Source organism: Geomicrobium sp. JCM 19039 (assembly GCF_000698145.1).
Lineage (GTDB): Bacteria > Bacillota > Bacilli > Bacillales > Marinococcaceae > Geomicrobium_A.
Window position 1 is genome coordinate 18,115 of record NZ_BAXB01000018.1, and the last position, 12,245, is coordinate 30,359.

The following is a 12,245-nucleotide window of genomic DNA, read 5'->3' on the forward strand; positions in this document are numbered from 1 at the left end:
ATGAAGCATTGTTAACCCCTACAATTCTTGCTATTGAGACGAGCTGTGATGAGACAGCCGCAGCAATCGTTCGAGGTGGAAAAGAGATCTTGAGCAATCAAGTAGCGTCGCAAATTGCGATTCATGAACAATTTGGAGGCGTTGTGCCAGAGGTTGCCTCTCGTCACCACGTTGAAAATATGACAACGGTGATCAAGCATGCACTAGCTGAAGCGAACCTTACGTATGATGATGTTGATGCTGTGGCGGTTACTGAAGGACCGGGTCTAGTAGGAGCTCTATTAGTCGGTGTGAATACTGCTAAAGCGGTCGCGTATGCACACAACCTACCGCTGCTTCCTGTTCATCATATTGCAGGCCATATTCATGCGGCGAACTTGGTTGATACGATTGAATACCCTGCGATGGCACTTGTTGTTTCAGGTGGACACACGTCTTTAGTCTACATGGAGACAGAGGGTAGTTATGACGTTATTGGCGAGACAAGAGATGACGCTGTTGGTGAGGCATACGACAAGGTAGCTCGCACCATTGGTCTACCGTATCCAGGCGGACCTCACATTGATCGGCTCGCCAGAGAAGCGGAACCAACGATCAATTTTCCTAGGTCATGGTTAGAGGAAGATACGTATGATTTTAGTTTTAGTGGATTGAAGTCATCGGTATTAAACTATGTGCACAATCAAAAGCAAAGAGGCGAAGACATTCACGAAGAAGATATTGCAGCGAGCTTTCAAGCAAGTATTGTTGAGGTCCTCGTAGAAAGGGCAGCGCGAGCGGTGCTTTCTTATGACACGAAACAACTTATTGTTACAGGTGGAGTGGCTGCAAACCAAGCGATTCGCAGTGCTATGAAAGATAAGATGGAGCGTATCGGTGTGCAACTCATCATCCCACCTTTATCTTTATGTACGGATAATGCAGCCATGATTGGTGCAGCTGCGTTTGTAGAATGGAAAAAGAAGAACGTTGCTGATTTGAAATTGAATGGGGTACCGAACCTCCCTCTTACTACACATGTGAGGTGAAAACAGAATGTCACGGATTACTTCTCGAAAGGCGGTATCTAAAGCCGCTGAAGCTGTATGGGCAGCAAATAAATATTTCGTCCTTGCTTGTTCACAATCAGCATATCGGGACATTCGCTATCATTTACGCCCGAACGAACGCGATGTGAATGCTGCGTTTCTACGATTAAAAGAAATCGACAGGACGTATAGAGGATTGCCGTCCGCGGACTTGCCTGAGCTGTCCAATGCGCTCTACCACCTGCTCGGATACTTTAAATCTGATTTACTCACCGAAGAGCGTCAATATCTTCATACTCGAGTAAAAGAAGATCCTGAGGAAGTTCTCGAGAAACTGGAGACGTACACATTTGAGTATGATAAGACGTATTTAAAAAGTTGCCGCCTATGGCAACGTGATCGTTCTTTCTCCCTTGTCCCTGTTGGTTTAAAGATTGAAGGAGAGCTAAGCGAAGCTTACGTTTGGGACTGGCAAGGAGATTATATTTGCGATGATAATCGATAAAAAAGCCAGCCTATAGGTCGACTATAGGCTGGCTTTTTGTGTCACTTTACTTCTGCTGACTGTTGAGTATAGTTCAGTTGTGGTCTGCGTAATGAGACGACTGCAAAACCAAACGCAATTAGAACGAGAATTGCTCCGAAGCTTGCGAGCTCATTACTGTTCCTGTAAATGCAAGTACGAGTCCTCCAACTGCTGAACCGATGGAGATTCCAAATTGCAAAGCGGAAGTGTTTAAACTTTGCTGGATGTCGGATGTTTTTGGCGCCGATTGAATTAAATAGTTTTGCATTGCCGGAGTGAGTGCCCAGCTTAGGCCACCCCATAATGCGGTAAACACGAGGAACATTAATAGATATCCGGTCGTGAAAGGGATGACGAACAGCACGACGGCAAATGTGGATACGACAGCAAGTATGGACGTTCTTGATCCAAACTTGTCACTGAGTACACCGCCGAGTGCATTCCCTCCAATAGATGCTACACCAATGATTAGATAAGAAATGCTAATCCATAGCGGTTCCATCTGAAACGCTTCTTCAAGAAATGGTGTGAAATACGCATAAAGCACGTAGTGACCGGCGAGCATGAACAACGTAACTAAATGAGCAGTGCTAATCTTGATGCTTTTCAACGATTGTACTTGCTCACGGATCGGTACAACTTTCTCCACAGGCATCTTCTCAATGAGCAAGCTCACAAGAATAATTGAAAGCAAAGATAAAAGGGCGATGCCTAAAAAGACCGTTCTCCAATCCAATACTTCTGTTAGGAATATTCCTACCGGGACACCAAAAACGAGAGAAGAGCTAATTCCCATAAACACAAGGCCAATTGCTTTTGCACGGTGACTAGGTTTTACAATTTTCGCTGTTATGGTTAACGATAAGACGACAACTAGAGCCGTACTCATGGCTGTAATAACACGGGCAATCATAACGAGAGCGAAAGTCGTACTAAAATACGTCATGATATTTCCAAGGGTAAAGATAATGAGTGCAATGATATATAATTTCTTTCGTTCAACCTTCGCAGTTATTGAGATTAATACAGGTGCTGAAATTGCGTAAACAAGGGCAAACACGGTAATGAGCTGACCAGCAGATGCAATGGTGACATCCAAATCAGCAGCAATGACAGGCAGTATACCCCCAACGATTAACTCCACGAGACCGACTGAAAAAGCTGCGGCGGCGAGAATGTACACTCTCCAATTCATACAAACAACCTTCTTCCTGTTTAGTAGTGATGGCGTTCATCATCGTTCAGGAAGACATAAAAAATTCCTGATTACAAAAATGAAAATAGCCATTTTTGTAATCAGGAATTATCGGTTCCTGGTAGAGACCCTCAAACCATATCATTGAGGTTATACAACAGTTGATTATGTTAGCATATGTCTTAAGCATTGGCAATCCCTTTATAATTGCAATTCCTGCCATTCTTCCAGGAGTTCTTCAATCTTTCGTTCATTTTGTTCAATATCTTCTTGGATCTTTGCCGCCCGAGCGAAGTCTTCGTATACGTCGGGCTGGAGAATAAGTGCTTGTAATTGTTCGGTGTCCGCCTCTAGTTGTTCAATTGATTCTTCTAACGTATCAATCTGTCTTTGACGTTTGCGCGCTTCTCGTTTATCTTCTTTGCCTTGCATAAAATCTTGTTTTGCAGTTTGCGACGATTCTGGTGTGTCAGCATTCACTACTGGGTCGTCAGGAAGTTCAGCAAGTCGCAGTCGTTCCCGCTCTGCTTCTTCTTCTTTTTTCTCTAAATAATAGTCATAGTTTCCGAGGTATTCAATAAGGGAGCCTTCATGAAATTCTAGTGTTCGTGTAGATAAACGGTTTAAGAAATAACGGTCATGCGAAATGAATACGCTCGTCCCTGGATAATCCAACAACGCTTCTTCAAGCACTTCCTTACTGTCGAGGTCCAAATGGTTCGTCGGCTCATCAAAGAGTAGCAAGTTTGCCTTTTTCATCATCAGTTTAGAAAGAACAAGTCGAGCTTTCTCCCCGCCACTCAGACTGTGGACAGGCTTTAGCACATCCTCTCCACTAAATAAGAACCGTCCGAGAACCGTACGGATGTTCCGTTCATACACATGGGGATACTCGTCCCAAAGTTCTTGAAGCACGGTTTTACTCGCGTTCAAGTCACGCTGTTCTTGGTCGTAATACCCTACAGTCACTTTGCTCCCGTGCAACACATTTCCGTTCTCGGCTTCAAGACGCCCACCGAGAATCTTCAAGAGCGTCGACTTCCCTGTGCCATTCGGTCCAATCATCGCAACACTCTCACCGCGTGTAATTGCTAGATTCACTCCGGTGAGAACGGGCAAGTCACCATACGAAAATGAGAGGTCTCTCACACTTATTACATCATTTCCGCTCTTTTGTTCTATATCAAAAGCGATCGATGCACTCTTTTGATCAGAGAGGGGAGCGTCAATTCGATCCATTCGTTCTAATTTTCGGCGACGGCTTTGTGCACGTTTCGTCGTAGAAGCACGAACGAGGTTTTTTTGGACGAAGGTTTCAAGCTGTTCAATTTCTTCTTGTTGTTTGTCATACGCTTTTTGTTGTAATTCTCGACGTTTATCGCGCTCAATGAGGTAATCTGTATAATTGCCTGTAAAGACGGTCGCTTGCAAATGGGCAATTTCATATACTTTTGTTACGATTCGGTCAAGAAAATAACGGTCGTGGGAAACGACGAGAACAGCGCCATCATAGCCGTTTAAGTAATTCTCTAGCCAAGATAGTGTATGAATGTCCAGATGGTTCGTCGGCTCATCAAGAATGAGCAAGTCTGGTTTTAATAAGAGAAGTTTGGCGAGTGCCAATCTTGTCTTTTGACCACCACTAAGCGTCTGAACTTTTTGGCTGTAATGTAAGTGATCGAAATTTAACCCAGATAGAATGCTGCGAATGTCTGCTTCATAACGGAAGCCACCCTTGTTTTGAAAGGCTTCTTGTTTGTCGTCGTATTCTTTCAACGTCTGTTCATACCGCTCTGGATCCTCAAACACTTTCGGATCAGATATTTGTTCTTCAAGTGCTCGGAGCTCATGTTGAAGCTTAATGACAGCTTCATACACGGTAAGCATCTCGTCCCAAATGCTGCGTGTAGAGTTCATGCCCGTATCTTGGGCGAGAAAGCCGACGCTCACCGATTTGGGCATAATCACTTCACCGCTGTCATAAGACATTTCACCGGTAATAATTTTGAGTAGTGTTGTTTTTCCACTACCGTTGCGGCCAACGAGGGCAACACGTTCTCCGCTTTTGATTTCCATTTTTATATCTTGTAATATGGAGTCGACTCCAAATGATTTCGAAATTCGGTCACATTGCAGTATGATCAATGCTCATCCTTTTACGCAGACATCTGCGAGACTGTTTAGTCTAACGTTATAAGACAACGTCGGATAGGTCAAGCATACAGCGACTTTGGTGAAAACATGTTATAATACTAGCTGTAAAGAGAAGACTGATCGTGAGGGAATGCCTATGGAGGAACAACAGAAAATACCCCAGGCAACAGCCAAGCGCTTGCCTTTATATTATCGTTATCTTGAGAACTTATATGGTTCTGGTAAGTTACGCGTGTCCTCAACAGAATTGAGCGAAGCGGTGAAGATTGACTCGGCGACGATCCGAAGAGATTTTTCGTATTTTGGCGCTCTTGGTCGTAAAGGATATGGCTATGACGTTCATTATTTGTTGTCATTTTTCCGCAAAACACTCGATCAGGACGAGACGACACATGTTATATTAGTGGGTGTTGGGAACTTAGGCAAAGCGTTGCTTAACTATAACTTTGCCAAAAACAACAACACGCAAATCGTTCGAGCATTTGATAATGACCGTGCACTTGTCGGACACGAGATCGGCGGGGTCACCATTAGTCATATGGATGAACTAGACGAAAAGGTAACAACCGACATTAAAGCGGCAATCCTCGCAGTTCCATCAGCTGTGGCACAAACGGTAGCAGACCGCTTGGGAAATACAGGGATTCAAGGCATTATGAACTTTACTCCTACGAGACTGAGCGTTCCTGATCACATCCGTTTGCATCACATTGATCTATCGATTGAATTGCAATCTTTAATATACTTTCTCAAACATTACCCTCTACAAACAAAGTAAATAAAGGAGGAGACACTATGAATATTGGATTTGGCAGTATACTCGTAATCCTCATAGCTGCACTCATCGTGTTTGGTCCAAATAAGCTTCCTGAAGTGGGGCGTGCGACGGGCAGTGCCGTACGAGAGTTCCGAAAGGCAACTCAGAACGTTCTTAACGATACGAAGAAGAATAAATAGATGGAGAACACAATGATTATGATTTGGATGAAGGACGGGTGTAGATGAAACAACAAGACATGACTTTTCTCGCCCATTTTGAAGAACTGCGCAAACGATTAATTATCGTTGCGATTTATCTTGTTGTCGGTATGGCTGGAGGATTTCTAGCTGCGCCTACGGTCATTGAATACTTACAAAACATCCCACAAGCCCAAGACTTCCCGATGAACGCCTTTCAGCTTACTGACCCGCTGCAAGTGTATATTAACTTTGCCTTTGTCATCGGTTTAATCTTGATTGTGCCAGTCATTTGGTATCAAATGTGGGCGTTTGTTTCCCCAGGTTTGGCGGATAAAGAAAAGAAGATTACGTTATCTTATATTCCACTTGCGGTTTTGCTTTTCCTCGGTGGTATTGCCTTTTCTTATTATATCCTCATTCCTTATCTATTAGAGTTTTTAGCTAGTATCGGGGACCGACTCAATATTACAGAGCAATACGGAATTAAAGAATACTTTTCTTTCCTATTTCGGTTAACGATTCCATTTGGGTTCTTATTCCAGCTGCCGGTGCTCATTATGTTCTTAACCCGGCTCGGTCTTATTACGCCGATGTTTTTGCACCGAATTCGGAAGTACGCTTACTTCGCACTTATTGTTATTGCAGCGTTTATTACGCCACCGGAACTGATTTCTCACCTTATGGTTACCGTGCCGTTATTGCTACTTTATGAATTAAGCCTCGTCATCTCTAGGGCGGTTTACAAGAAACGATTAAAAGAAGAAGCTGAAGCACAACGGCAGATGGCAGAGTCAGACACATACTCAGAGTAAACCTAAAAAACTGAGCTCATTCTACGTGAAATGGGCTCAGTTTTTATTTTTGTAAAATCATACGTATGTACAGCTAACGACTGTGAAAAGTGAGATTCGCCCCAATCGCTCGTGATTAGGGCGAATCGAAAAGCATTTGTCACTCATTGCTCTGGCTTTGTTTTCGTTTTTGCAAATTGTGCCAGGCGAGCATGTAATCAGCCGCGGCAATGCCTATAAATAAAACCGAAAAGAATTCCCAGCCTTCCGTTTGTACATGAACGATCGCAAACATGACAAACAAATTCCCGACTAAGAAATACAATACCGCTAGAATAAGCGGATTCATGAGAAGAACACGCCAATCAACGGTGTAATGAACTGCGTCATCTGCTCAACGTTTTCCATCATTTCCAAAACGTCATAGCCTAGATACTCAAGAAGGATTGGCAATGAGGCGACGGCGTTCATGAGACAGTGTGCAATGATTGGAACAATAATGCGGTTGGACATCACATAGACGAAAGCAAAGGCAAAACCTGCGCCTGCATAGACGAAAATATTGGCAATCTCCATGTGAACAATGGAGAAGGCTAAGGAACTCAATCCAGCAGCAAAGAAGAAGTTCATATGTTTGTATAACTTGCCGAAAATCACTTGTCTAAACAAAATCTCTTCCATGATCGGACCGAAAATGACAACCGCAAGCAACATAATCGGAACCGAACTCATCACTTCTAATAACATCATCGTGTTCTCAGATTCCCGGGGTGCTCCGTATAACCCAGACTGAATAGCAAACCCGAGGTTCTGACCAATGAGCGCAAGAGCGACACCGGCAAAAATCCAACCAATTGTTGGCCCTATATTCGAACGGGGTTTCTCCGGTCTCATGAGCGGATGTGCGTTTCGAATAAGCAACATCATCGTAACTGCACCGAGGAAAAACGGAATGATGACAGCCATTGACATGGCGGTTTCTAAACTCATGTTAGAAAATAAACCAAACACAATGCCCAACGTCAGCGATAGCACTTGGGCAACAATAAATGCGATCACAATGAGCCAGTATCGTAGCGTGTAACTCAAGGAACAAAACTCCTTTAGGTTCGGGAATTAAGAAAAAGCAATTCTATTGTAGCATGTCACAACACGTGTTGTCTGAAACAACATTCGTAACAAAAAAATTTCGTCAACCACTTGCAAATTTTAGGTGAAACTTTTATTATTGAAAGTGGAATTAGCACTCGTTGTGAGTGAGTGCTAATAAAACCATTGTGCAGTCCCTGAACCCAGTATAACAACTGAAGAAGTGACGTGCTTACAACATAACTCAAAGGAGGTTGTTTTCCTTGTTAAAACCATTAGGTGATCGTGTTGTTATTGAACTAGTTGAGCAAGAAGAACAAACAGCAAGCGGGATTGTACTTCCTGACTCTGCTAAAGAAAAGCCACAAGAAGGTAAAGTTGTAGCTGTTGGCACAGGTCGTGTCACTGAAAACGGTGAGAAAGTAGCTCCAGAAGTAAGTGAAGGCGATGCTATTATCTTCTCTAAATACGCAGGAACAGAAGTAAAGCACGGAGACAATGAATATTTGATCTTACGTGAAAGTGATATTTTAGCCGTCATCGGTTAAGGAAGTTTCTCTTAGGCTCACTGCCTAGATACATTTATTTAGGAGGTAATTTCAATGGCTAAAGATATTCGTTATAGTGAAGACGCACGCCGCGCAATGTTAAGCGGTGTTGACCAACTCGCAAATACAGTTAAAGTTACACTCGGACCAAAAGGACGTAACGTTGTTCTTGAAAAGAAATTCGGCTCACCACTGATTACAAATGACGGTGTAACGATTGCAAAGGAAATTGAGCTTGAAGACAACTTTGAAAACATGGGTGCGCAACTCGTATCCGAAGTTGCGAGCAAGACAAACGACATTGCCGGTGACGGTACAACGACGGCAACGGTTCTTGCACAAGCGATGATCCAAGAAGGACTTAAGAACGTAACATCTGGTGCAAACCCAATGGGCGTTCGTCGTGGAATCGAAAAAGCTACAGCAGTCGCTGTTGAAGAACTTCAAAAGATTTCCCGGGAAATCGAAGGTCGCGACTCAATTAAGCAAGTCGCATCTGTTTCTGCTAACGACGAAGAAGTTGGCGAATTTATCGCTGAAGCGATGAGCCGTGTTGGAAACGACGGCGTTATTACTGTTGAAGAATCAAAAGGTTTCACAACAGAGTTAGAAGTCGTAGAAGGGATGCAATTCGACCGTGGATATGCATCACCATACATGGTTACGGATAACGAAAAGATGGAAGCAGAGCTTGAGAATCCTTACGTCCTCATTACAGACAAGAAGATCTCAAACATTCAAGAAGTTCTTCCAGTTCTTGAGCAAGTTGTTCAACAAAACCGCCCAATCCTCATCATCGCTGAAGATGTGGAAGGCGAAGCACTTGCAACACTCGTGCTTAACAAACTTCGTGGAACATTTAACGCTGTCGCTGTGAAAGCACCAGGTTTTGGTGATCGTCGTAAAGCAATGCTTGAAGACATCGCAGTTCTTACAGGCGGAACAGTTCTTACAGAAGATCTTGGACACGACTTGAAGTCAGCAACGATTGACCAACTCGGTCGCGCATCTAAAATCGTTGTTACTAAAGACAACACAACAGTTGTTGAAGGTGCAGGAGCTCCTGACCAAATTACAGCTCGTGTAAACCAAATCAAATCACAAGCAGAAGAAACAACGTCTGAATTTGATAAAGAAAAACTTCAGGAGCGTCTTGCGAAGCTTTCTGGTGGGGTTGCTGTTCTTAAAGTAGGTGCAGCTTCTGAAACAGAAATGAAAGAACGTAAGCTACGCATTGAAGATGCTCTGAACTCAACACGTGCAGCGGTTGAAGAGGGCATGGTTTCCGGTGGTGGTACAGCATTTGTTAATGTGTACAACTCTGTTAAAGCGATTCAAGCTGAAGGAGACCAAGCAACAGGTGTCAACATCGTTCTTCACGCACTTCAAGCACCCGTTCGTCAAATTGCACACAACGCTGGCCTTGAAGGGTCTGTCATTGTTGAGCGTTTGAAGACAGAAGAAATCGGTGTTGGTTACAACGCGGCAACAGACGAGTGGGTAAACATGTTCGACGCAGGTATTGTTGACCCAACAAAAGTAACGCGTTCAGCACTCCAAAACGCAGCCTCTGTATCTGCCTTGTTCCTAACAACAGAAGCAGTCGTTGCTGACCACCCAGAGCCAGAAGGCGCCGGCGGCGGAATGCCTGACATGGGCGGCATGGGCGGCGGAATGCCAGGAATGATGTAGTTCCGGCATTCGAGCCTAAATAAATTCAACCCCGAGCTAAATTCTATGAATTTAGCTCGGGGTTTTTTTACTGTTTCAAAGGTTAACTTGCAGGTAGTGAGGTGGGCGAGGGCGGATTGTCGAAAGTGCGCGCACCTGTGTCGAGAGCGTGCACTTGGTATTGTACCCATGAGGTAGACACATACTGGTGTATAGTTGACACACGTCGATGCGAGGGACGTACATATGGTGTAACCGTTATACTCATTCTTTTATTAAATCCGGCTAAAATGCGGGGCTTTGTTCAAGTTACCTGTAACAACAATAGCTGACGTCACTTATTCTCCATATATCAGCATCAACTCTTAGTTGCAGAACGAGTAGTTTTCTACTAGTATTTATTGTGTTTAAATCATACTAAATATATTTTACATCAGGAGGTTTTGCACATGAGAAAGCCATGGCACATGGGTATTGGGACGGTCAGTTTAGTTGCATTAATGACGGCTTGCAATACTGATGAAGAGAAAGCAGATGTTGAAACAGGGGATGGCAAGAAACAGAGGAGACAGCAGAAGTAGATGAAGACGAAGAGGCAGTGGATGCAGATGAAGAAGTTGAGCAAATAACGGATCCAGATGATTTCGCCGTTATTGCTCACCGCGGGGCGAGTGGGTATGCTCCGGAAAGTACTGAGCATGCCTTTAATCTTGCACTAGAAATGGACGCAGATTATTTAGAGTTTGACGTGCAAATGACCGCTGATGGCGAGCTTGTTGCTTTTCATGATGATGAAATAAGCCGAACGACAGACGGAGAAGGAGCGATTGGTGATTATACGCTTGAAGAGCTAAAGGAACTAGATGCCGGCTCTTGGTTTAATGAAGAGTATCCAGAGTATGCAGATGAGGCGTATGAAGGCGCAGAAATTCTCACTGTCGAAGAGATTATTGAGTTGTATGGACCTGACGAGAATTATTACATTGAAACGAAATCACCAGAAATTAACCAAGGAATGGAAGAGCCACTCGTTGAGATTGTAGAAGAGGCAGGGCTTGTGGACAACGGAACGGTGCTTTTGCAGTCATTCAGCCCGGAGAGTTTGAAAATGATGCATGAACTTAATGCCGATATTCCACTCATACAACTGCTATGGTGGGAAGTGGATGAAGAAACAGGAGAATTAGAAGAGTGGCTAGATGTCACACCCGCTCCAGTAGATATGACAGATGAACATTTTGAAGAGATCGGCTCATATGCCGCAGGTATTGGCGCACATCTCGACTATTATGATGGTACAGAAGTAATTGATGAAGCATTTGTTCAACAGTCATTGGACCATGGATTTCATTTTCATGTGTATACGGTAAATGATCAAGACAATATGCAACGTCTCGTCGATTGGGGCGTAACCGGGATTTTCACTGATTTCCCTGACCAGCTTCATGAAGTGCTAGAGAATGGATGAACAAGTGTAGAATAGAATGAAGAAACCGAGCATATTAGCGTGTATGCTCGGTTTTCTTGGGTTTTAAATGAAAATGCGATAAAATCCCATCATACACTCAGATCGTAAAGAGACAAAATAAACGATAAAAAGAGTACTGCTTCTGCGTTAATTATGCTATCTTGCCAATGGAGAAGTAACTACTTATAAACGATATAAGGGGCCTGACGATGGATCGATATGAAACGTATGATGAACTTAAAATGCAACATATGAAAGGGCAAGACTACGATATTCATGTAAGTGCCAAGCAGCGGATGATTATTGCGCCCCATGGTGGGGGGATTGAACCAGGTACGAGTGAATTGACGAGGTTGCTCGCAGAACGCACGGGTATGGGCTTCTACATATTTGAAGGTAGGCAAAGATCAGGTAACGCGGATATGCACATCACATCGACCCATTTTGATGAACCGACCTGTGTACACGTGGTGGGCGAATCAACAACAACACTTGCTATACATGGGTATCTTGGTAAGCCTGAACAAAGAGAGACAATTATTGGGGGACGTGATGAACAGTTAAAAAGGGAGACGCTATGCGCGCTACAAACCGCAGGGTTTACTGCACGTATTGCAGAGCAGGGAACGCTGTTCTCGGGTCAATCACCAAGAAACATCGTCAATATGAATCGGTGTTTGAAAGGTGTGCAATTAGAGATTAGTCTCGCGCAGCGGATGATGTTTTTTCACAACTTTACACTCCCACACCGAATGGAATCGAGGACTGGGGAGTGTTTGTCGTACGTCACTGCCTTGAGTGAAGTGTACCGTTGA

13 protein-coding genes, 1 pseudogene and 1 riboswitch are annotated in these 12,245 nt (G+C 43.8%); of the genes and pseudogenes, 10 read left to right on the top strand and 4 right to left on the bottom strand.

Annotation, left to right across the window (positions count from 1 at the left end; translation table 11 throughout):
• The first annotated feature begins 8 nt into the window (after window positions 1-8).
• Both tsaD and JCM19039_RS22410 read left to right on the top strand, forming a co-directional pair.
• Complete coding sequence (gene tsaD, locus JCM19039_RS15550; protein WP_042428963.1) at window positions 9-1,028, top strand: tRNA (adenosine(37)-N6)-threonylcarbamoyltransferase complex transferase subunit TsaD; 1,020 nt, start codon at window positions 9-11, stop codon at window positions 1,026-1,028.
• A gap of 7 nt (window positions 1,029-1,035) precedes the next feature.
• On the top strand, window positions 1,036-1,533 hold the full coding sequence (locus JCM19039_RS22410; protein WP_052398864.1) for a DUF1722 domain-containing protein: 498 nt from the start codon (window positions 1,036-1,038) through the stop codon (window positions 1,531-1,533).
• A gap of 41 nt (window positions 1,534-1,574) precedes the next feature.
• Here JCM19039_RS22410 and JCM19039_RS15560 read toward each other — a convergent pair.
• A pseudogene (locus JCM19039_RS15560) lies at window positions 1,575-2,749 on the bottom strand (MFS transporter).
• Window positions 2,750-2,827: 78 nt separating this feature from the next.
• A riboswitch (purine riboswitch) is annotated at window positions 2,828-2,927 on the bottom strand.
• Between the two features lie 23 nt (window positions 2,928-2,950).
• A complete protein-coding gene (gene abc-f, locus JCM19039_RS15565) occupies window positions 2,951-4,894 on the bottom strand; it encodes a ribosomal protection-like ABC-F family protein (protein ID WP_042428886.1) in 1,944 nt (647 codons plus the stop codon).
• A gap of 145 nt (window positions 4,895-5,039) precedes the next feature.
• Here abc-f and JCM19039_RS15570 point away from each other — a divergent pair, with 145 nt between their 5' ends.
• The 3 genes from JCM19039_RS15570 to tatC are packed head-to-tail and all read left to right on the top strand — an operon-like array spanning window position 5,040 to window position 6,675.
• Complete coding sequence (locus JCM19039_RS15570; protein ID WP_042428888.1) at window positions 5,040-5,681, top strand: redox-sensing transcriptional repressor Rex; 642 nt, start codon at window positions 5,040-5,042, stop codon at window positions 5,679-5,681.
• A 17-nt stretch (window positions 5,682-5,698) separates the two neighbouring features.
• Complete coding sequence (locus tag JCM19039_RS23310) at window positions 5,699-5,860, top strand: twin-arginine translocase TatA/TatE family subunit (protein ID WP_081829355.1); 162 nt, start codon at window positions 5,699-5,701, stop codon at window positions 5,858-5,860.
• 44 nt (window positions 5,861-5,904) lie between these two features.
• A complete protein-coding gene (gene tatC / locus JCM19039_RS15575) occupies window positions 5,905-6,675 on the top strand; it encodes a twin-arginine translocase subunit TatC (RefSeq protein ID WP_042428890.1) in 771 nt (256 codons plus the stop codon).
• Between the two features lie 139 nt (window positions 6,676-6,814).
• Here tatC and JCM19039_RS15580 read toward each other — a convergent pair whose 3' ends face one another.
• Complete coding sequence (locus JCM19039_RS15580; protein WP_042428893.1) at window positions 6,815-7,003, bottom strand: DUF4305 domain-containing protein; 189 nt, start codon at window positions 7,001-7,003, stop codon at window positions 6,815-6,817.
• A complete protein-coding gene (locus JCM19039_RS15585) occupies window positions 7,000-7,743 on the bottom strand; it encodes a CPBP family intramembrane glutamic endopeptidase (protein WP_042428896.1) in 744 nt (247 codons plus the stop codon). Before JCM19039_RS15585 ends, JCM19039_RS15580 begins: the two co-directional genes overlap by 4 nt.
• 263 nt (window positions 7,744-8,006) lie before the next feature.
• Here JCM19039_RS15585 and groES point away from each other — a divergent pair, with 263 nt between their 5' ends.
• From groES to JCM19039_RS15605, 5 genes are all read left to right on the top strand, one after another.
• Window positions 8,007-8,291 (top strand): co-chaperone GroES, encoded by a 285-nt coding sequence (groES, locus tag JCM19039_RS15590; RefSeq protein ID WP_042402835.1) that lies wholly within the window; start codon window positions 8,007-8,009, stop codon window positions 8,289-8,291.
• 54 nt (window positions 8,292-8,345) lie between these two features.
• Window positions 8,346-9,983: a chaperonin GroEL gene (groL, locus tag JCM19039_RS15595; protein ID WP_042428898.1), complete on the top strand. Its 1,638-nt coding sequence runs from the start codon at window positions 8,346-8,348 to the stop codon at window positions 9,981-9,983.
• Between the two features lie 428 nt (window positions 9,984-10,411).
• Window positions 10,412-10,543, top strand: a complete 132-nt coding sequence (locus JCM19039_RS26665; protein WP_255343678.1) for a hypothetical protein — start codon at window positions 10,412-10,414, stop codon at window positions 10,541-10,543.
• A gap of 17 nt (window positions 10,544-10,560) precedes the next feature.
• Window positions 10,561-11,430: a glycerophosphodiester phosphodiesterase gene (locus JCM19039_RS15600; protein WP_152550237.1), complete on the top strand. Its 870-nt coding sequence runs from the start codon at window positions 10,561-10,563 to the stop codon at window positions 11,428-11,430.
• Window positions 11,431-11,639: 209 nt separating this feature from the next.
• The gene (locus JCM19039_RS15605; RefSeq protein WP_042428901.1) at window positions 11,640-12,245 is read left to right on the top strand and encodes a poly-gamma-glutamate hydrolase family protein; all 606 of its coding nucleotides are present in this window, start codon (window positions 11,640-11,642) and stop codon (window positions 12,243-12,245) included.

Coding starts and splice junctions, on each gene's coding strand:
- JCM19039_RS22410 (WP_052398864.1), top strand. CDS start 1,036: ATGTCACGGATTACTTCTCGAAAGGCGGTATCTAAAGCCGCTGAAGCT.
- JCM19039_RS15570 (WP_042428888.1), top strand. CDS start 5,040: ATGGAGGAACAACAGAAAATACCCCAGGCAACAGCCAAGCGCTTGCCT.
- JCM19039_RS23310 (WP_081829355.1), top strand. CDS start 5,699: ATGAATATTGGATTTGGCAGTATACTCGTAATCCTCATAGCTGCACTC.
- tatC (WP_042428890.1), top strand. CDS start 5,905: ATGAAACAACAAGACATGACTTTTCTCGCCCATTTTGAAGAACTGCGC.
- JCM19039_RS15580 (WP_042428893.1), bottom strand. CDS start 7,003: ATGAATCCGCTTATTCTAGCGGTATTGTATTTCTTAGTCGGGAATTTG.
- groL (WP_042428898.1), top strand. CDS start 8,346: ATGGCTAAAGATATTCGTTATAGTGAAGACGCACGCCGCGCAATGTTA.
- JCM19039_RS26665 (WP_255343678.1), top strand. CDS start 10,412: ATGAGAAAGCCATGGCACATGGGTATTGGGACGGTCAGTTTAGTTGCA.
- JCM19039_RS15605 (WP_042428901.1), top strand. CDS start 11,640: ATGGATCGATATGAAACGTATGATGAACTTAAAATGCAACATATGAAA.